At 34.7% G+C, this 20,506-nt stretch carries 22 protein-coding genes and 2 pseudogenes; 8 read left to right on the forward strand and 16 right to left on the reverse strand.

Features of this window, described 5'->3' with window-relative positions; translation table 11 throughout:
• Positions 1-73 precede the first annotated feature (73 nt).
• The 6 genes from DDY94_RS12645 (at position 74) to DDY94_RS12665 (ending at position 4,261) form a co-directional block, all read left to right on the forward strand.
• Positions 74-646 (forward strand): cupin domain-containing protein, encoded by a 573-nt coding sequence (locus tag DDY94_RS12645; protein WP_111684634.1) that lies wholly within the window; start codon positions 74-76, stop codon positions 644-646.
• A 375-nt stretch (positions 647-1,021) separates the two neighbouring features.
• The gene (locus DDY94_RS12650) at positions 1,022-1,507 is read left to right on the forward strand and encodes a toxin-antitoxin system YwqK family antitoxin (protein ID WP_157957321.1); all 486 of its coding nucleotides are present in this window, start codon (positions 1,022-1,024) and stop codon (positions 1,505-1,507) included.
• 15 nt (positions 1,508-1,522) lie between these two features.
• The gene (locus tag DDY94_RS12655; RefSeq protein ID WP_111684519.1) at positions 1,523-2,188 is read left to right on the forward strand and encodes a hypothetical protein; all 666 of its coding nucleotides are present in this window, start codon (positions 1,523-1,525) and stop codon (positions 2,186-2,188) included.
• Between the two features lie 369 nt (positions 2,189-2,557).
• Positions 2,558-2,731, forward strand: coding sequence for a hypothetical protein (locus tag DDY94_RS16135; protein ID WP_157957322.1), 174 nt, complete (start codon positions 2,558-2,560; stop codon positions 2,729-2,731).
• Between the two features lie 203 nt (positions 2,732-2,934).
• Complete coding sequence (locus DDY94_RS12660; protein ID WP_111684521.1) at positions 2,935-3,465, forward strand: RNA polymerase sigma factor; 531 nt, start codon at positions 2,935-2,937, stop codon at positions 3,463-3,465.
• A 1-nt stretch (position 3,466) separates the two neighbouring features.
• On the forward strand, positions 3,467-4,261 hold the full coding sequence (locus tag DDY94_RS12665) for an anti-sigma factor (protein ID WP_111684524.1): 795 nt from the start codon (positions 3,467-3,469) through the stop codon (positions 4,259-4,261).
• Between the two features lie 227 nt (positions 4,262-4,488).
• On the opposite strand, the gene DDY94_RS12670 is transcribed toward DDY94_RS12665, so the two are convergent.
• From DDY94_RS12670 to DDY94_RS16350, 4 genes and pseudogenes are all read right to left on the reverse strand, one after another.
• Positions 4,489-6,708: a TonB-dependent receptor gene (locus DDY94_RS12670; protein ID WP_111684526.1), complete on the reverse strand. Its 2,220-nt coding sequence runs from the start codon at positions 6,706-6,708 to the stop codon at positions 4,489-4,491.
• A complete protein-coding gene (locus DDY94_RS12675) occupies positions 6,708-7,985 on the reverse strand; it encodes a tetratricopeptide repeat protein (protein WP_111684528.1) in 1,278 nt (425 codons plus the stop codon). Before DDY94_RS12675 ends, DDY94_RS12670 begins: the two co-directional genes overlap by 1 nt.
• Positions 7,986-8,062: 77 nt before the next feature.
• A pseudogene (locus DDY94_RS16280) lies at positions 8,063-8,992 on the reverse strand (DUF4331 family protein).
• A 33-nt stretch (positions 8,993-9,025) separates the two neighbouring features.
• A pseudogene (locus DDY94_RS16350) lies at positions 9,026-9,301 on the reverse strand (DUF4331 family protein); the annotation flags it as partial.
• A gap of 337 nt (positions 9,302-9,638) precedes the next feature.
• On the opposite strand from DDY94_RS16350, the gene DDY94_RS12695 reads away from it, so the two are divergent.
• Positions 9,639-10,337: a DUF2490 domain-containing protein gene (locus DDY94_RS12695; RefSeq protein WP_111684534.1), complete on the forward strand. Its 699-nt coding sequence runs from the start codon at positions 9,639-9,641 to the stop codon at positions 10,335-10,337.
• 458 nt (positions 10,338-10,795) lie between these two features.
• Here DDY94_RS12695 and corA read toward each other — a convergent pair whose 3' ends face one another.
• From corA to DDY94_RS12715, 4 genes are all read right to left on the reverse strand, one after another.
• Positions 10,796-11,860 (reverse strand): magnesium/cobalt transporter CorA, encoded by a 1,065-nt coding sequence (gene corA, locus DDY94_RS12700; protein WP_111684536.1) that lies wholly within the window; start codon positions 11,858-11,860, stop codon positions 10,796-10,798.
• Positions 11,861-12,031: 171 nt separating this feature from the next.
• Positions 12,032-12,934 carry a mechanosensitive ion channel family protein gene (locus tag DDY94_RS12705; RefSeq protein ID WP_111684538.1) on the reverse strand — a complete coding sequence of 301 codons (903 nt, stop codon included), beginning with the start codon at positions 12,932-12,934 and terminating at the stop codon, positions 12,032-12,034.
• Positions 12,935-12,977: 43 nt separating this feature from the next.
• Positions 12,978-13,475: a Dps family protein gene (locus tag DDY94_RS12710; RefSeq protein WP_111684540.1), complete on the reverse strand. Its 498-nt coding sequence runs from the start codon at positions 13,473-13,475 to the stop codon at positions 12,978-12,980.
• Between the two features lie 315 nt (positions 13,476-13,790).
• The gene (locus tag DDY94_RS12715; RefSeq protein ID WP_111684542.1) at positions 13,791-14,657 is read right to left on the reverse strand and encodes a sigma-70 family RNA polymerase sigma factor; all 867 of its coding nucleotides are present in this window, start codon (positions 14,655-14,657) and stop codon (positions 13,791-13,793) included.
• A 376-nt stretch (positions 14,658-15,033) separates the two neighbouring features.
• Between DDY94_RS12715 and DDY94_RS12720 the strand changes: the two genes are divergently transcribed.
• The gene (locus tag DDY94_RS12720; RefSeq protein WP_111684544.1) at positions 15,034-15,555 is read left to right on the forward strand and encodes a DUF3124 domain-containing protein; all 522 of its coding nucleotides are present in this window, start codon (positions 15,034-15,036) and stop codon (positions 15,553-15,555) included.
• 219 nt (positions 15,556-15,774) lie between these two features.
• Here the strand turns inward: DDY94_RS12720 and DDY94_RS12730 are convergent, their stop codons facing one another.
• From DDY94_RS12730 to speB, 8 genes are all read right to left on the reverse strand, one after another.
• Positions 15,775-16,131, reverse strand: a complete 357-nt coding sequence (locus DDY94_RS12730; RefSeq protein WP_111684548.1) for a hypothetical protein — start codon at positions 16,129-16,131, stop codon at positions 15,775-15,777.
• A gap of 367 nt (positions 16,132-16,498) precedes the next feature.
• Entirely contained in the window at positions 16,499-16,813 is a 315-nt protein-coding gene (locus DDY94_RS12740; protein WP_111684552.1) for a hypothetical protein, read from the reverse strand.
• Between the two features lie 128 nt (positions 16,814-16,941).
• A complete protein-coding gene (locus DDY94_RS12745) occupies positions 16,942-17,718 on the reverse strand; it encodes an RMD1 family protein (protein ID WP_111684554.1) in 777 nt (258 codons plus the stop codon).
• A gap of 3 nt (positions 17,719-17,721) precedes the next feature.
• Positions 17,722-18,135, reverse strand: coding sequence for a VOC family protein (locus DDY94_RS12750; protein ID WP_111684556.1), 414 nt, complete (start codon positions 18,133-18,135; stop codon positions 17,722-17,724).
• A 2-nt stretch (positions 18,136-18,137) separates the two neighbouring features.
• Positions 18,138-18,305: a hypothetical protein gene (locus DDY94_RS16140; protein WP_157957323.1), complete on the reverse strand. Its 168-nt coding sequence runs from the start codon at positions 18,303-18,305 to the stop codon at positions 18,138-18,140.
• Complete coding sequence (locus DDY94_RS12755) at positions 18,271-18,600, reverse strand: hypothetical protein (RefSeq protein WP_111684558.1); 330 nt, start codon at positions 18,598-18,600, stop codon at positions 18,271-18,273. Before DDY94_RS12755 ends, DDY94_RS16140 begins: the two co-directional genes overlap by 35 nt.
• Positions 18,601-18,602: 2 nt before the next feature.
• A complete protein-coding gene (locus DDY94_RS12760; RefSeq protein ID WP_111684560.1) occupies positions 18,603-19,580 on the reverse strand; it encodes a deoxyhypusine synthase family protein in 978 nt (325 codons plus the stop codon).
• On the reverse strand, positions 19,567-20,505 hold the full coding sequence (speB, locus tag DDY94_RS12765) for an agmatinase (protein ID WP_111684562.1): 939 nt from the start codon (positions 20,503-20,505) through the stop codon (positions 19,567-19,569). The genes DDY94_RS12760 and speB overlap by 14 nt, the downstream gene beginning before the upstream one ends.
• Position 20,506: the final 1 nt, after the last annotated feature.

The following is a 20,506-nucleotide window of genomic DNA, read 5'->3' on the forward strand; positions in this document are numbered from 1 at the left end:
CATGACACTCATGTATCACAACGTATCGAAACCGCAGCCAACACTAAAAACTAACCCATCAAAACGCAATACAATGGAACGTAAAGATTTCTTAAAAAAAACAGCAGCCGGAGTTGGAGTATTGTCAATTATTCCAATGATCAATGCTTGTAAATCCGAATCAAAAGAAGCGGTTAACAATGAACCCCTAAAATCTGAAGTTACAGAATTACAAAAACCCAAAATTGTTAAAGATAACGAAGGAAGCAAGTTGAATGTTTTGGGCGATAATCAGAACATTAAACTGACAGGTGCTGACACAAACGGACAGTACACCCTTATTGAGCAGAATAACGTACCAGGTGTCGGGATTCCGCCTCACGTACATGAAAATGAGGATGAAGTTTTTCAAGTATTGTCGGGCCAAGTAGAGATGAATGTTGATGGAACAACCACCATCTTACAAGCAGGTGATCTGATATTCTGTCCTAAAGGTGTTCCTCATTCATGGAGAGTGGTTGGAGAAGAAAAAGCGCGAGCCATGTTGAGCATTTTTCCTGCTGGTTTAGAAGGAATGTTTAAAGAATTAGCGGATTTACCTGCGGGACCACCAGACATGGAGAAGGTCACAGCTATTTGTGGTAAGTACAATTTGAAATTCGTTTAAATAAGATACGATTACCACTACTATATAACGGCAATTATGAATGGATAGACTACCCTATTCAGTTTGAAATCAGATTAAGCATTCATCAATTAAGATACGCGCAGAATCTTAAGAATACAGCATAAAAAAAAGCTAACTTCATCCAAACCAACTTTTTATGTGTATATACAAGAAACGATATCTCGTCTGAATAAAAGTTAACTACAAACATAGGGCAATTCTAAACCCTTTTGTATTTCATTTCAGATTTGATCATTTCAAATAATCTTAAAAAACAAAACCATGATTTCACTTCGTAATTCTTTATCTAAAACAATCACCCTTTTATTTGTATGCTGTTTAACAACCATAGGCTATGCACAAAAAACATTACCGATGTCAGAGACAGAGACAAAACGAGAAGTTTCAATGGCCGATGCTACTGGCAAAAGTACTGATGGTGTTTATAGATACTACGCCAAGGGCGAAGACGAACCGTTTACAGGAATCTTATATGCGACCTATCCGAATGGAAATTATTTGTCATGGCAAGAGTTTGTCGATGGTGTTGGTCAGGGCAAATGGATCAATTATTACGAAAATGGGAATTATAAAGAAATTGGAAACTACAACAACAACTTGGTTGAAGGCCCTATTAAAAAATACTACGAAAACGGTAATCTTAAAGCAGATGGAACTTACAAAGATTGGAGAATAAAGATTGGAACCTGGAATTATTATGACATTGATGGTAATCTAGAATCTACAATCGACTACGGTGAAAAAGGCAGTATTGAAGAGGTAAAAGAATACTACGAAAGGGGCGACATACCCTACAGTTGGTATTCAGATATTCTGTCTAAAAATGGATTTGAAGAATAGAGTAAAGATTATACTATGAAAAAGTTTCCGTTAATATTTTTATTACTCATACAGATCGTTTCTTGTAAAGATTCGAATAAGAATACTGACCTAAAATCAGCTAAAAGTTTAGCTCCTGAAATAGCTAAAATTCAAGAAGAAAATTTTGATCTCCGAAATGATTCCGTCATATTCAGTTCAGGTACTATAGAGAATTTTGATAAAGATGGAAAGTCTATAGACGTCTATTGGCTTGGCGAAGACAAGGACACGATATTAAGATTTTATCGGAAGTATGATTCCAATAAAAACCTAATCGGAGCCGAATATTTTGAAGCTGGAGATACCGAACCTAGTAGAGATACGGTTTATACAAATTCTGAAGGTAGAAAAGTTGAAGCCTCTCTGAATTCTGATAATCAAATTACTTGGAGATCCACAATAACAGAAGACGAAAATGGAAATCCTGTTCTTAAGACCTATTCAAATGGCAAGGGACAATATCGGGGGCTTGATAGTTTATTTTTTGATTCTGAAAACAGGGTCATTAAAGGGTTTTATGAAAATTCCAAAGGCAAACGTTACAGCATAAGAACATACAAATACCTAAATTCTGATGAGCATGGAAATTGGATTGAACGGCAAATGTTTAAAAACGATACGCTCAACCAAAAGCAAGTCCGAACTATAACTTATCATTAATTATGCTTTAGGAAAATCATAGAAACCATTTTCTCAAGAAACCACCGAAATACTAAATACAGTCATTTTATATTCTTTGATGTATTCTTAATATTTTATTAATTTTAATAAACATTTGTTAATACACGCCTATTTAATAGTATATATTTTGCGAATTATTCATTTTTTGCTATATTAAAGATGAACAAAAAAATATACTATGAAAACATTTATATTAAAATGGTACCCCATTTTACTAGCATTTATTTGCTTACTGTATTCTGTGGGACTTGGCCTTTATGGCATGACCGACGAGGCGCGATATTCAGCGCATTGGCCGGCAACAATTTTATTATTCGCAATCGCAATAAGACAAAGGAGGTCGAAGTCATGAGTAAAGCATTTTTATTTATTGGAGCCATAATTTTTGCGATCTATCTTTATTTGATGTTTTATAACATTTATAAAGCGCACCGAAAACAAAAGAAAAACCACTATCCCGACCTTTCAAAAGATGAAATATTCGAGGAATATGCTGATGCCAATCAACATATCGACAACTAATCTATATAGCGATCTAGATTCAAAAATTGCAGAATCAATGCAATTCAATCGTCCATAATTATCTTAAATTTTTATCGAGAAGTCCTCTATTTTTTTCGCATGACTTCAAAATTCGATTTCAAATCAATTTTAATTCAATAATCTTGATTGGTCCACTATAATCAGTTACTTTTACGAGATAAGTACAAGGAACCACAGCATTAATGACCGACATTGATCGTCTTATTAACCAATTCAAAGCCAAAGACGAAAAGGCTTTTGAAAAACTATATCAAATGTATGGTACTAGTATTCGTGGTGTGGTTCTTAACATCGTGAAAGATGACGATATTGCTGATGAGCTTATGCAAGATGTATTCATAAAAGCTTGGCAAAAATCAGATACATATAATTCTTCTAAAGGCCGTTTTTTTACTTGGATTTTGAATATTGCTAGAAATGCAGCGATCGATAAAATAAGATCTAAAGCATTTAGGCAATCTGTACAAAACCTTGATGCCGATAATTTCGTAAATATAATAATGAGCAGAGATAATTTAGATCATCTAACAGATGCTATCGGAATTAATAAGTTCGTTACTAACCTCGGCCAAAAATGTAAAGAAGTTATTGAGCTACTCTATTTTAAAGGGTTTACTCAAAAAGAAGCTTCTGAAGAATTAAATATGCCCATTGGCACAATTAAAACACGAAATAGAAGCTGTATTCAACAATTAAGGGATATGGTATTATAAAATGGATATCAAGGCATACATAGAATCTGGAATCTTAGAGCTATACGTAGCTGGAAAACTTTCTGAACAAGAAAACCAGGAGATCTATGCCTTAATGCAAAAGCATCCTGAAATACTTCAAGAAGTGTTAGAAATTGAAGCGGCTGTCGTTAAATTAACGGCATCTGTATCACCACATTCTATTGACTTTGATTCCTTTAAAGGCAAGCTCAATGAAGATGATGGAAAAGTCATTGATTTGAAACCAAGAAAACCAAATTGGATCTCTTACACGGGTTGGGCAGCCTCAATTCTATTACTCGGTGGGTTAATCTGGACCTTAAACACGAAAAATCAGCTTGAAGAAGAAATTCAAACGGTTTCTACTGAAAAACAATTGCTAGAAATCGAAATTGAAGCGGCTAGAAATAATCTGGCAAATACTAAAAATTTACTCGATGCCATTCGTGATAAAGACATCATTTCTGTTCCGCTTGGCGGTCAAGGAGATTTTGCTTCTACTTACGCCAAAGTATATTGGAACAAAGCCGATAATACTATTTATTTAGATGGTGAAGGTCTGCCAGATGCGCCGGCCGGAAAAGTATGGCAAGTATGGTCATTAACTTTAAATCCGCTAACTCCTACAAGTTTAGGAACAATCGATGATTTTAATACAGACGACAACAAAATATTTGCGATTTCCAACGCAAACGATAGTGAAGCTTTTGGTATTACTTTAGAACCAGAAGGCGGAAGCCAAAGCCCAACCATGGAACAACTCTATACACTTGGAGTTGTAGCCTCTACCCCTTAATTTTATATTTCATTTAAATAGCCTTAGATCACTTGATCTATAGTGATCAGAAATAACGATATAAAAATACCCGCACAAATTGTGCGGGTATTTAACTAACAAAAAAACTCAAAAAATATCACAATCAATTATGATAATGGTAAACTGAAATCACTTGTTTACCTTTTTTGCTAGCACCCAGTCAACTCATCTAATTTTTCTTCCCATCAAATTAAATGGTTGACACCCTAAAAATTATATTGTATAGACGCTCTTATAAAAAATGGTGTCCCAGGAGTAAAATGAATTTCTTCAACAGGAGCCACCTCATTTTGCAAGCGCGATTCCGTTGCAAATTGGGTTTCATTCCAAGCAACATCAAATAGATTCTCAATTGTAAAACCTAGCGTAATATTTTTCAATTTATAATTAAGGTTAAAGTCCGTTATAAAGTAACCTTCAGCAACAATAGAATTATCTTCATTTGCAGGTCTATCATCTAAATATCGAACACGCAATCCTCCCGAAAAACCATTCCAATCAGTTATAGATAAGCCACTTGTAAGTGTAAAATCAGGAGCTAAAGGGATAAAATCCTCACCACTTGGATCATCAATACTTCTTGCATGAGTATAGGTTCCATCGGCATCAAAAAATAGCCAGTCATTAATTTGATAGCGCAGCCCTAAATCAATCCCATAGCGTCTTGTACGTCCACTTGGCTCAACGATACCAGCATCACCTACATAAACAAATTCTTGCTCGAGGAATAAATACCATAATGCCGAATTGATAACCAATTTTGAGCTTGGCTTCCAGATTGTTCCTAGGTCTGCACCATATGATCGCGGTAATATATCCTCACCATTGTTGGCGACTACTACCCTTGCGTCGTTGGAGTGAAATCCTAATCCAGATTTTAAGTATAATTGAAGATTCTGCTGTACATTATAAAAGAAATTCAACTTCGGACTAATAATGCTTTTAGTTTCTGACTGGGTTTCGTAATTGGTTTGCAACTGATCATTGTATAAAAACTTAAAATAATCTAATCGCAGTGCCGGAGCTATTTTAAAATCCCCTATTTCAAAAGATGTATTTACATAGGCATTAACATTAGTCTGATTGATATCTCCAAGTTGTATATTTTGAAGTGTTTCAGACCTGTTTCGTGTTTTTGATAATTCAACATCGTTAATAATATCGTGTCTAATTCCTCCTCCAGCAGTAAGATCAAATTCAGTTTCACCCAAAAATGACGCATAGTTTATTTCTGAATTAGCGCCGAAAATATGTCGATTCTCCTTTTGTCTAATTTGATCTCCATTAACTGGGTCTTCCAAGAAAAACGTAAAATTTGAATACAGCTCGAAAGCATAATTTGAATAATATGCATTCGCTGATAAATTGGTGTGTTCATCAAGGGTTTTATTATAGCCGACTTTGAAATTAGTTCGTTGGGTATTCCCACCTTCAGTATCGTCAATGGCACCAAATCTTGTAATATTTCCATTATCAACTTCGCGCTGCGGAATTTGCCCTGAAGCATCCCATCTACTTGTAAAATGCGAAGCTGTTAAGGTCAACTTATCGCGCTCTGGTGCATACATCACATATTTTCCAAACAGATTAAGTCGATTGAAATTCTGTGGCGAATCAAAAGGTCCGTCCGTAGCAATGTATTCAAAAGCGAGATAAGCATTTTTGTTTTTAGCCGTCTCCAAAAGATCAAAAAGCCCAACCGTTCTTAAGGTATTAAACTGTCCTGCAGTTACTGAAATACTAGAGGAATTAATATAGTCTTTGGTATTAAAATTAAAATAACCCGCAGTATTAAAATCACCTTCTGCTGCATAATAAGCGCCTTTACCAAAATCGATTTTATTGATGGTCTCGGGTATTACAAAATGCAAATCACTATAACCCTGTCCATGGGCGTGCGAAACCATATTTACAGGCATTCCATCAACGCCAATAGTTACGTCTGTACCGTGATCAACGTCGAACCCCCTTAAAAATATCTGTTCAGCCTTTCCTCCACCCGCATGTTGACCAATAAATAGTCCTGGTACTTTGCGTAAAACATCTTGAGATGAATTTACCGGCGTAACATTGAGATCTAATCTCGCAATTGTGCTTATCGGATCTAGTTCCTCATTGATTACCATTTCATCGAGTTGAAATACTTTCTCTTCGAGAATAATGTTCATTTCAACTGTAGTTACGGTAATTATCTGTGTTTTATAACCTAAAAGACCTACTCTCAACGAATCACCAATCTCGGTTTTTTCAATATTAAATACGCCATTCTCAGAAGTATGGGCGTGGCTTTTCGAATTTAAATTATAGACATAAACCGCTTCAAGAGGTTGCTCTATTTCATTTAGAACAACACCGTTCACATTTTGTGCTTGTAAAATTTGAAACATCCCACAAACACAAATAAATAATTTGACAAATTTTTTCATTAGAGTTGATTGATTTTTGGAGCCATGGTAGGTCCAAGTTCATAGAGACTTGCAACCAACTCATTCTTTAATTCTTTTACTTTTTCATTTTTTCCCATCGATTTGTATACCTCAGCGATGTGATATAGCACATCTGGTTCTGAGGTCTTGCCATCTACATGCTCTTCAATAATTGCATTCGCTTTTTCAACATCTCCGAGTTTAAAATAGCTCCATGCCAAAAGGTCGTAAGACTGTGGCGTAGGACGTTGTTCAACTTCGAGCTTTGCAATTTCTAAAGCCTGTTCTGGCAGCAAGAATTCATCGGTATAAATAAGAACTTTATGTTTATTATACATGGCTCCATATGCCTTATTTCTTAATTCTGATTTGAAATTGATCAAGGATTTGTTCTTTAGATTCAGGTCATTCGAAAACTCCGCGATTTCTGCTTTTAAAAGAGCATGATCTGGTGATTGATAATAGCTTGAAATATGGTCTAAAATTTTTAGAGCTTCTTCTGTATTTTTTTCATGTGAATACAGAATCCATGCGATTCCCTTTTTGGCGTAAGCGTCATTTGGATCTAATGCCAAAGCCTTTAAATAATAATTATAGGATTTTTCTATCTGTCCTGCGTGACCATAAAAATCTGCTAGATTGGTGTACGACCATTGTTTAATCCCTTTAAGATTTGAACGTTCAGCAATTGCCAAGGCGCTTTCCATATTTAAAATAGCACCTTCCAAATTACCGTTATGATCCTCCCATTTTGCAAGGCGAATTAGATAATCGAAATCTTTATTATTTTTTATTTGGTTTAAATATGTATTGGCTATCATGAAATTACCCAGTTCTAGATGAACATCGAATAACATCTTTTTAGTGCCTGAAAGATTTTCTCCGTTAGCTTCAGCCATTTTTAATAATTGCAAGGCTTCCTTAAACCGATGCTGTGAAATATAATTAGCAGCTAATTGCTTTTGGTAGGAAGGCATTTTATTATCTGTTAAGGCAATGGTCTCTGTAAGATCTTGTTCGGCTTTTTTCAAATAGGAAATATTCCCAGTAGCGTCGAACAATTTTGTATACACATTAGCGCGTTTAGCCAAGTACGGAAACTGTTCAGGGTTTGCTTCAAGTTTGTTTGTCCAAAATGTTACGTCCTCCATTAAGTTTGAAGTATTAGCATCTTCATTTAGGTAGACTGCATAGTCACTCTGATCTGTTAACGAACGCTCTTTGCAACTGCAAAAAATCAGGAGTACGAGTAAGGGGAAGCTATATTTTAATTTCATAATATTGAGTTTTTTTGTGATTAAAAAGTATTCTGAAGTAAGGCGGTTACCTTACTTCAGAAATTGGGTTCAGTATCTTACCAAGGTGTGGCCAGATATGGGAAGGACGTTAAAAACGCTTTATCATTAGCATCTACATTATCGTTAGATAATCCAGGATTTTCAGAAAAATCTTCGCCTCCAAAAATCAGAAGTAATTCAACTGTAATAACATCATCAGCCAAGGCTCTTCCAGTTAAAACATTTGTACCATCAAAAAAGGTTGTTGTTCCATCCAAGGATACATTTAGTACATCCGTAGCTAAAAGACCTGTAAATGCAGCGGCATCTAATCCTAATGCATTGGTATCACCTGGATTGGCGTATGCCGGACTTAAAGCTTGTAAATTGTTTTGAAACATGGCTTGAAACGCTCCACTCTGTTGAGATGGTATTGTAAGATTAAAGGCGTCTTTCATCCCCGAAGACACAAAAACAGTATTAACTGCTGGTCTACCCATTTGATCTTGTTGAACAAATGTACCTGTGAAGTCTGGGCCAGTTGGATCATTATTAGTATTATCGTCGTCATTACTACAATTGTATGTAACCATTAATAGGCCAAGGACGATCGCGAAATATTTTATATTATTAATTTTCATGAGAATGTTGTTTTTTAATTATTATCTTCTTTTTGATTCAACCCATGTGTTGATCGTACCTGAACCTCCAATCATGGATTTTGGTACTTCTATTACAATTGATAAAACATTAGTTCCGGCAAAAGTATCGGCGCCTGGGTTGTTAAAACTTGTAGCATTACCTGATATGATCTGACTGTACTGCGCAAAGTCCATAAAAAATGGATCATCTCTCGGCCCAGCAAAAGCCATCATTCCACCAGACGAAGCAGTAATTGCAGATTGTCCGTAAGGTGTAATGTCTACCTCGAGTTGCGAAGCAGCATTGGTAACAATGGTACTGTTAATTCCTGTTTGAGCAGGAGCCGTTGGTCCGAAAACATACATTTTACCATCTTGTGCAATAGCCTGGATAACTAAATCCTCAACATTGTCACCAGTGTTATCGATGTTGAACTCGATGAGTACATTTTCATCGAAGGTTGCATTTTGACTGTCGTTGCCGGCAGCTAAAAGGCCTTGAACATTTGCTACAAAAGCGATGTTAGACGTGTTTTCACCTTGAAAGGCATAGAAATCAGTGATATCACTTGTACCACCTTGAACAGCAGGAGCATCAATATGATCTGCTGCAATTGCAACGAAAGTGGCGATGCCTAAAACTGCCGCTGCAACTAATAATTTTGATTTTTTCATAATACTTGAGATTTTGTTAATTATTGTGTCTCTGTTTTACCTACGAAAAAATCTACGAGGGGGTTTTAAAAAATTTTTATTAATCAGATTATTGGGCATATTCAATCTGATCTGACAGCAATTAAAATTGAATATACCTTTGCTTATGTGAAAGATAAGACTGGGAAATTAAGAACCGTTGCACATCAGTCCTCATTGCCTTATACACCGGCGAAGTAATTTATTCCAGAAGAATTCATAATATTCTATAATTTTGAATCTTTAATTATAGAACGTCAAAATAAAATTACAAATACCCAACTTCTAGATTGGAGATGGGTTTTAACTTATTAATTACATGAAGAACACTATTTTACTTTTTGTTTTCTGCTTCGGCATTTCTAATATTATAACAGCACAGGGTCCTGATGAAGATCAACTTGGTGCCTGGTATATGTATTTCTTTAATGCCGATTTTAACGAGTCACAATGGGGAATTCAAGGAGATTATCAATATCGTGATTGGCGAGGCTTGGGTGATAGAGAACAATTACTTCTGCGTACAGGATTAACCTATAGACCTAAAGAGGCTAATGTTAAATTCACACTCGGTTATGCAAATATTACCACTGGTCGGTTCGGTGAAGAATTAGATGCTCCGGTATCAGAAAATAGAATTTACCAAGAAGCACTATTCGGACAAACACTTTGGAAAAAACTACTTCTCACCCATAGAATTAGATACGAGCAGCGGTTTGTAGAAAACCAAGATTTTAGAACAAGATATCGTTACAATTTGTTTGTAAACATTCCGTTAAAAGGTACTTCTTTAAGTCCGAAGACCACCTATTTTGCATTTTATAATGAAATATTCATCAATGGTGAGCGCCAAATTGGTGATAATCAAAATGTACAATTCTTTGATCGAAATAGAACCTATTTAGGTCTCGGCTATGTTCTGAACGAAAATATTAGATTTCAAATCGGATGGATGGAGCAAACTACCGTCAACTGGCAAAAAGGTCAGTTACAGTTTAGTATGCATCACAACTTTTAATTCTTCCGAAAAAAAATTCAAAATTTATAAAACCACCTTATTTACTTTTTCGTAAGTGTATAAGAATACCCAAAATACGGTTATTAATTAAGATTAATTGTCTTTATTTTTAATAGCGGCATTATTTAATGCCCAGCTTTAGTTAATCAGGAGATCATTAATTTGATTTCCAGTTAGGGAAGAAAAGAGCGGAAATAAAATTCCGCTCTTTTCGATTTTTACAATTATTACGCTTTATCAATGATTTTACAACTGGAAGGGGTTATGTTACTTCACCAATATAAATTGATAAATGTGTGCAAGGTATTTCGATACCTTCATCCTTAAAGGTTCGGTATTGGTTGAGAAATGGAATTTTAAGCATTGACATTTCTTTCTATCCTATATTCTAGAAATAGATATTGTCAGTATTAATCTCGACAATCGACGCACATGTCTTCTATTATTTTATATAGCCCTTACAGCCATTTTTTCCTTTTGAAATAAATTAATAATCCACCTCCAATAAGTATTACCAATACCCAAAAAATAGGATATGCGTACGGATATTCAAGTTCTGGTATATATTTAAAATTCATCCCATAAATGCCTGCTAGGAAAGTCAATGGTATAAATATAGATGCAAAAATTGTGAGCACCTTCATGACATTATTGAGTGAATTACTCATATTGGTATTATAAATATTTAGCTGATCGGAGACCAGATTATTATATAATTCAATGGCTTCTGAAGACATGGTAACCAAATCACTAAGATCCTGAAGAAAAACTTTGTTCTTCTCTTGAAATAGTGTGCTTTCAGATTTTAAATAGCCAATGATCACATCTTTTACAGGTCGAACTGTTTTTCTTAAGTAATTGAGCTCGGTTTTGAGGTTGTATATTTCCTGCGCCAGTCCCTTTTCTTGGGTCTTAAATATTCGGTCTTCCAACTCATCGATTCTTCTTCCAAGGGTTTCGATAGCTATCGTATAATTATCAGCGATAGCGTCCATTAACGCATAGACTAGATAATCATTATCATTGAGTCGCACTCTGCCTTTATTATTTCTTATACGTTCTCTTACAGGCTCAAAAACATCGCCTTTACGCTCTTGTATGGTAACTACGAAATGTTTCCCTAAAATGAGAGTGATCTGTTCAGCAATAATTATTTTTTTCGACTCATCAAACCTTATCATCTTTATGATAAACACATCAAAATTATCGTAGCATTCAAAGGTTGGTCGTTGATCTGTATTAAGAATATCTTCGAGTAGTAAAGGAGGAATGGTAAAAATATCTCCAAACTCCTTTATTAATTGAATCTCATGCAAGCCACAGATATTTAACCAAGTAACGCCTTCTTGGGTAATATTGGGTTCGATCTCTGAAACAGAAGACAGGTCTTTTTCGATGAGCTTTTTCTTGTCATAATCCATAACCTGAACAATCGGACTCTCCATTTTTTGTGTTCCGATAAAAACGAGGGTTCCTGGAGCAAGACCTTTGGTATCAGAGCGATCCTTTATAAAACGAGCCATAGTGGTTGATTTTTCCTTTTAAATATAACCAAAGTGTTTTGGATTTATAGGTCTCTACATAGAATTTTATCTGCATGGTCTACGATTCAGAAATTTTTAAATAGAAAAAAGCCACCTATTCGGTGGCTTTTCTTCAAAAACAATCAATCAAAAAATCAATCTTTAACCATATTAATTATGACTAAAAACTTCTAACTCTTTATTGAGTACTGATAAGGTATTCTTATCAATATCGAGCGTTCTGATAGGGAATGGAATATTAATTCCTTCCTTGTCAAATGCCTTTTTAAGAGCAATTATAACGTCGCTTTTTGCCCTTAGTTTTGCTAAACCATTTTCACCATAAACCCAAAACCGCGCTAAGAAATTGATACTACTATCTCCATACTCAGTATAATAAAACTCTGCAGTTTCATCAATGTCATCCTGATTATAAAGTGTGTTGATTACGTTTAAGGTGACCTCTTTTACATTTTCGAGATCAGAATTATAACCAACGCCACACTCAATGGAGACACGCATTTTTTTGGTCAGTGAAAAGTTTTTGAATGGTTTATCAATAATTGACTTGTTAGGAATAATAACAACGTTATTGTCCGCTTCTTTTAAGGTTAAGTAATTCAAAGCTATGTCGACCACTTCACCCTCATATCCGTTGGTATTGATCCAATTGCCGTAGCGTATATTCTTTCTAAATGATAATACGATACCGGCAATAGTATTAGACAGAGTTCCTTGAAGTGCCAAACCAATCACTATACCAGAAATACCAGCACCTGTAAGCAAGCCTCTAACAGTCTGACTCAAATTGAGTGCACTTAATGCCAAAAATAAACCAGCAATTACAATTGTTACTGATGAAACTCTGGCAATGAGTTTCGTTACGGCTGTTTGATTTATTCTCTTATAGACTAGTTTCAATACCACATTATATACTAGTCTCGACATAAAATAACTCAGCACCATTACGATAAGTGCAATTCCCAAATTTGGGAGGTTAGATACCAGAGTATCTAACCAAGACTCCAATTTAGTTGTGACTGCGCTTGTTGTTGTTCCTATTTCTTGTTCCATTGCAATTATTTTATTTGATTAATTATTTATTGAATCCGATCTATTATTTACACCATGAAGTAAACATCCAGTTTCTCTTCTCGATACGTCTCATAAAATCGGTCACCATTTGTTCGGTGGCATTGTCTCCTATGTTCAAGGAGATATTTAACACATTCAATAAACCATCATGCAATAGTTCGTAGTCTTTGAGTATTTCACTTACCATGGCCGTTGCGGATAATGGTTTTTCAATATCATTAATTGTTGCAATGCTTGAAATATCTTTTAAGGATAGCATTGGCTTAATGTTGAAAATTCTCATACGTTCTGCTATGGTATCGATACTTGCCGCTACCGTGGTATATTCATTTTCAAATTCCTCGTGTAGTTCGAAAAAATCTGGTCCTTCTACATTCCAATGGAAGTTTCTCAACTTATGGTAAAACATTTGGTAGTTGGCTAATAAATGTTTTAATCCAGTTACCAGTTCTGATCCTTCTTCTAAGGTGAATCCTAATTTTTTTGTTTTTATGTTTTTCTTTATTTCTTTAGTTTCCATATTATTTTTGTTTTAATTGTTTAACGAATAGAATTGTAAGCTATCCCAAATGTTTAGGATAGATCAATTCATAATTTAATTTTTGATTTTTGGCACCCGAAAAGAGTGCAGACATAGTGTTTAGGCTAAGATGCCTAGAACACGTTTTCTATTGTAGATTGTTTTGATGTCATATGTAAAAGATACACTTATCTATCAGAATTCCAAAAGATTAACAGGGTTTAACGTTTTTAAGAATGGCTTAACATTAATAGATGAATGTTGACTAGATAAAGTGATTTTTATGGTGTTCATTCTGTCTGAAGCCATTCCATTTTAGCCTAAAAATGGAATTAAATTTTGATGCAATGCTTTTATTCTTAATTTGTTCAATGCTTTATCTCTTATTTGCCTCACCCGCTCTCTAGAAAGATTGAATAAATCACCAATCTCCGACAATGACATTGCCCTATAACCGTCTAAGCCAAAATTAAGTTGAAGCACCGCAGATTGTCTTGAAGTCAGTAAATTTAAGCTTCTGCTTATCTCAGTTTGAAGCGAATCCTTTATTAAGTTGGCATCTGGTTTTGGTGAGTCGTCAGTGTTTAGTACACTCTGAAGATTAAAGTCGTCATTATCACTTGATAAAGGCGCATCAATCGATATTGCACGACGCGCATGCTTAATAGCACCTTTTATTTCATTTTTACTCAAATCTGTAGCCTGAGCAAGCTCTTCAGGCGATGGTTCACGTTCAAACTCTTGTTCTAAAAGGCTTCTTGCACTAAGCACTTTATTTATTGCAGCATTTTTGTTAACCGGCAATCTAACCGTTCTGGAGTGCTCACCAATGGCTTTCAAAATAGACTGACGTATCCACCAAACGGCATAGGATATAAACTTGAATCCTCTAGTTTCATCGAAACGCCTGGCCGCTTTTACCAATCCAATATTTCCTTCATTAATTAGATCTGTTAACCTTAAGCCTCTATTTTGATATTGTTTGGCAACGGACACCACAAATCTCAAATTGGCAGTGACCAATTTATGCAGTGCTTTTTCATCACCTTTTTTAATTCGTTGGGCAAGTTCTACCTCTTCATCGGCGGTAATCATTTCTAGATTGCTTACTTCCTGCAAATACTTATTCAATGACTCCGTTTCTCGGTTGGTAATCTGTTTAGTTATTTTTAATTGTCTCAAGGTCTATGGTTTTATTATTTTATTAAACTATTGTTTCACGGTGTAAGCTCATCTTAAATCCTAACATAACCGAAGCGGTTTGCCAGAATTATTTAATTTCTATGTAATTGATTTTAGTTATGAGATAGTCACTCAAAATGAGTGTAGACATTAAATCTAAGCTAGGATACCTAGAACACTTTTTCTTTCGTTTATAGTTGTAATGTCATAATTTTAATATAAAGCTATATCTCAAAAATCCAAAAGATTAACAAGGTTTAACTATTTTTTGAACACCTTAACATCTGGATGTTCTTCATTATATTTCAAAAGCGCATTTGGTCCTAACTAGGATCATTTATTTATCTTTATAATCAATTCCAAACTTGAATTTAAAATGAGACAGACAAGAAATCTATTATTTGTATTAATCGTAGTCCTATCATCATGTATAGATAAAAATCCAAATTTGGACACTGAAGGTAAGGACGAGTTGAAGGCTCTCGAAGCTACTTCTGTCCCTGAAGAAGATGCCCTTAATTACAATCAAAGATTTTATGTGCCAATTTATTCAGATATTTATGTGGATGCTCAAAATCCTAAGCAACTTTTATCAGCAACCTTAAGCATAAGAAACACTCATTTAACCGATTCGCTTTTCATAAGTAAAATTGAATACTACAATACAAACGGAAATCTTGTACAAAAGTTTATAGACTATACCATCAATCTTCCTCCAATGGCAACCGTAAATTATGTTATTGAAAAGGAGGATGACTCTGGTGGAAATGGTGCAAACTTCATTGTTGAAGTTAGTGCAAAATCTGAAGAGATTAAACCTTTAATTCAAGCTGTTATGATTGGCAATTATGCCAATAAATCCTTTTCGTTTCTTACAGATGGCTATGCTTTAGACTAAAGTCATTAAATAAATAAGTGACAATCCTTACAGTCTTTCACTTCGCCATAATAGGTTTCTCGATATTTGTGAAGCGTTTTAATCGGGACTCCAAAAAAGTATCTTTTAATGTAGGTTACCCGGGCAGTGAGTTTACCCATAGGTCGGCTGAAATAATTTTCTGTTGTTGTTTTTCTCTTAATACTAACAATTTTCATGATTATTATGGTCTTTGATTTTTTAAATTGAATGAATTACGGCGTTGATATTATGACGTTTTACAATTCGCTCGGTAAAAGCCTTATGCCCTCGCGGTGCTAATAAATGTAATTTGCCTTTTTTCATTGAGGCCATAAAACTTAGTATTTTCCACTTAACGACCGTCTTTCTGGGGTTTTCGTTTTTTAGAGCAACATCCGTGAAGTGTTTTGCTCCCTTTGGAGTGATGAATGAGAAATCCGCTTGAAATTCCTCGTTGTTGGATTTACTTCGAAATACCTTAGGATCTTCATAGCCTTCAAGTTTTGCCCTTAAGTTTGTTGTTTGTTTTTTATTGACCCACTTTAATGCTTGATTTAAATAATTGTTTTTGTTCATAATTATGAATTTTATTGATTTAATTGAATAGAATGATCTATTTAAATAATAGTTGATAAGAAATGTGATGAAATAGAACTAAATATCGCGTACGAAGAACAGAATAGGCAGAGCCTAGAAAACAAATGACGATAGATAGATTTTTTGCATAACTTAAAAATAAATTTTCCTTTAAAAAATGCAAATCATTAACAGAGTTTAACGTTTTTATTTCATTTTCAATAACTCTATTTTCTACTAAAAATTGAAACCTAACTATTTGAATTTCAGTATTAAAAATAAAAAAGGAGAGCCTTTTTTGCTCTCCTTTTCGTTCAATCAATCAATTGCAAACATTAATCAACCTTCATCATCCATCTCAGATCTTCTACTTAACCAATTCTAATTTTACGATGGTCCAGATTTCATATTCATCTTCTGTTTCATCAGTTTTTGTTTCGATGGTATAAGAAATATTGAAAGTTTTACCCTCAAATTTCTTGTCCTTCAAATCGAATGTTTTTAAAACACCGTCTTCAATTTTTTCAAATTCGTAGGTTTCATCTTCATCCACACTATCTGTGAAGTAAAAAATACCATCTTCAAACCCGTCATAAGTCGCCGTTAGTAATTTTGTCTCTTGTTTAAAATCACTACTTACTATGGTTACCAATGCTAAAATAACAATGCTAAATATTTTCATTTTTCTTAAAATTTTAATTGTTGTCTATTAGATTAATCGGATGTTTTGCCACCTCAAGTCCGTTGCTTTTAGTACTATCAAATTTTGATAGTAACCGTGGTTTGGCTTAAAAGTTCTGTTTTTATTGGCTATACAAACTTTAAAATAAATAGGTCTATGACCTCAACAAGGATAAGAATGATGATAATCCATTCTAATCTGCTGCTCTCGCGATGTTCCATAATATCTTTGAACAGCTCTAAGTTCTCTTTTATAATCTCTATGCGTTCGTAAATACGTCGGTAGCGATCTTTTAAGTCAAAAGCAAGCTTTAAACTATTATTAAGGTTGCTTAAGGCTTCATTTTCCCAGGTAATTTCAGGTGAATCAAAAATGTATAGATTTTCTAATATACCATTCTTAATATTCAATGCTTTACCAATAAAACGTTTCAACTTATTTCCTGAAATATCTAGCTTACCATTAATTTCAAGATATTTAGTATGCTGATTTGTTTCAGTTAGTAATTCTTCTGTAATCTCCCCATATCGATTTAAAGCCACTGATTGTGACACGTTAAGCATAACTAAACGAATCATTTCATCATCTAACTCCGGAAGTATGATGTTATTAAACTCAACCTTCGTGGTATTTGGTCTTACCTCTACTGTGACCTCTTCGGAAAGTTTTTCTGAAAAGTAGTTTGCAGAAGCCATCTTTAGATTTTCAATGATGCTTTTAATCTCGGTTTCCTCTATGTTGAAGAAACTCACCATTCCAAACTGAAACACGTAGATATACGATGCTTTATCCGTTTGATAAAACAACTCATCACTATCCTGAAATTTCAGATCATAATTAAGAAGTTGCTTGCAACGGCCTATATGAAGACCGCTCGCAATTTGATAGGCAACAACGTTATACATGGCTTAGGTTTCGAAAATTTCGTTGATATTTTTAAAACTCTTTAATTCTATTTTATAGCCATTAGGATCGGTAATAAAAAAAGATAAATGTTCTCCGATCTTATGCTCTAAAAATGTCGCTTCTGTAGTGACTTCAAGATTTTTTGAAAGCAAACGAGAATAGGTTTTACCCCATGTTTCCGTATCCACAATTACACCGAAATGAAATGATGGTAAAATGTGTTCGCCAAAACGATAATTCTTATAATTGAATTCAAAATCACCAACTTTTGTAAATGTAATTTGGTGTCCAAATAGATTTATATCAATCCAGTTATCTGAACTTCTTCCAGATTTCGCTCCTAAGGTAAATACATAGAAATCCTTTGTAATATCAATATCTTCGCAGGGCAATGCTAGGTGAAACGGTGTTTTCATCTCTATTTGTGATTTTGGTGTTTTAAATTTAAAATATCCCCGTTTCCTTCAACTTCAAACTCAATTGCTTCAAATTCGTTCAGCATAAATTGCATATAATTATCATAGAATTCGTCGGTCTCAATAGATTTCATTTTATTCAAGGTCTTCATCACTTGGATTGTCTTCATCAAAAGGGTCTTTCACTGCTTCAGGATCATCGTCATCATAATCTTCATAATCATCCTCATCATAATCTATCATCACCCTTTCTAATCTTGCGCTTACCTTAACGAGATATTTGGTGTCTTCCGTTATAATCTCTACAGCATCAATAAGTTCGCCTTGCGCATTTCTGAAGGTAATGATATCATTATCGCCGTAGCCATCTGGAAATTTATCCACTACTAAGGCCAATATCTCTGGTGTTAATTTTTTGAAATCAACAATGACTCTTTTCAAATTTTGATTACTCTTATTTTTCATAATTACATGTCTAATAAATAAGCGAAAATTAATGGCGCGACGATTGTGGCATCACTTTCAATAATGAACTTTGGTGTATCTATATCTAATTTACCCCAAGTGATTTTCTCATTAGGTACGGCTCCTGAATACGAACCATAACTTGTGGTAGAATCACTAATTTGACAGAAATACGACCAAAAAGGCGTATCTGTACGTTCCATATCTTGATATAACATTGGCACAACACAGATCGGGAAATCGCCAGCTATACCGCCACCGATTTGAAAAAACCCTATTCCCTTTTTAGAATTCATAGTGTACCAATCCGCCAAGAATGTCATGTATTCTATACCTGATTTCATGGTACTTGCTTTCAAATCGCCTTTAAGTACATAGCTGGCGAAAATATTCCCCATCGTACTATCTTCCCATCCCGGACAAACAATAGGCAAGTTCTTTTCAGCCGCCGCATACATCCATGAATCCTTCAGATTGATCTCGTAGTATTCCTCTAACACACCAGACAATAACATTTTATACATAAATTCGTGAGGAAAATAACGCTCGCCATTGGCTTCTGCGTCATTCCAGATTTTATATATATGCTGCTGCAAACGTCTGAATGCTTCTTCCTCAGGGATACAAGTATCAGTAACACGGTTTAAACCTTGCTCTAACAAATCCCATTCTTGCTGAGGTGTTAAATCTCTATAGTTAGGTACACGTTTGTAATGCGAATGTGCCACTAAATTCATGATATCCTCTTCAAGATTTGCTCCAGTACAAGAAATAATATGAACCTTATCTTGACGAATCATTTCTGCAAATATTTTCCCTAATTCTGCAGTACTCATTGCTCCTGCTAGGGAAACTAACATCTTTGCACCACCTTCGAGTTGGGCTTCATAACCTTTAGCAGCGTCTACTAAAGCAGCTGCATTAAAATGCAAATAATAATTTTCAATAAAGTTTGAAATGGCTCCCTTAGTAGTCGTCATCTTCGTTATATTTAAAGTTATTACCTACGTTGTTTAATTCTAATTCTTCATCATGGTAATTGTCATCTTCATTGAGGTCCATGAATTTATAACTCAACATTTTGTAGTATAGTTTCGCCGCCAGAAAATCTGAAGATTTTTCATTTGGGTTTGGACAAAGTTCTACAATATCAAATCCTACAACATTTTTCTCCTCAAAAACACGACGTAAAAACTCTAAGGTTTCATACCACAATAAACCGCCAGGCTCAGGTGTTCCGGTACTTGGCATAATGGACGGATCTAGTGCGTCTAGATCGAATGTGATAAAGACGTTATTGGTCATGCTATCTATAGCATCATCCATCCAATTATCATCTATTGCCATATCGTGGGCAAAAAATACATTTTCTTTATCCATTACCGTTAATTCTTTGGCATCCATAGAACGGATTCCCACTTGAATTAAATTGGTGGTCTGACTCGCCTCATAAACCGCACATGCGTGATTATATGGGGTGCCTTCATAACTCTTGCGTAGATCAGCATGCGCATCGATATGCAAAACAGTCAAATCATTAAAGCACTCATTAAATGCTCTAATGGTACCAATGGAAATGGAATGTTCACCACCAAAAATGGTTACAAATTTCTTCTTCTTTATATATTCCTTAACCACAGAATGAACAGCATTAACCATTGCTTCAGGTGTGCTATTTTCTGTAACCGCATTCGCTAAGAAAATACCTTGTTTATAAACTTCTGTTTCAGTTTCAATATCATAAAGTTCCATATTTTCTGAAGCTTCCAAAAATGCCTGAGGGCCTTTGTCAGCACCTTTTTGCCAAGTGCTTGTACCATCAAAAGGTACAGGTATTAAAACAATATTAGCTTTATCTAATCTTGCGTATTCTGCAGGGATACCTGCATAAGTTTTAGTATTCATT

This window comes from Winogradskyella tangerina (assembly GCF_003260205.1).
In the GTDB taxonomy this organism is placed as follows: domain Bacteria; phylum Bacteroidota; class Bacteroidia; order Flavobacteriales; family Flavobacteriaceae; genus Winogradskyella; species Winogradskyella tangerina.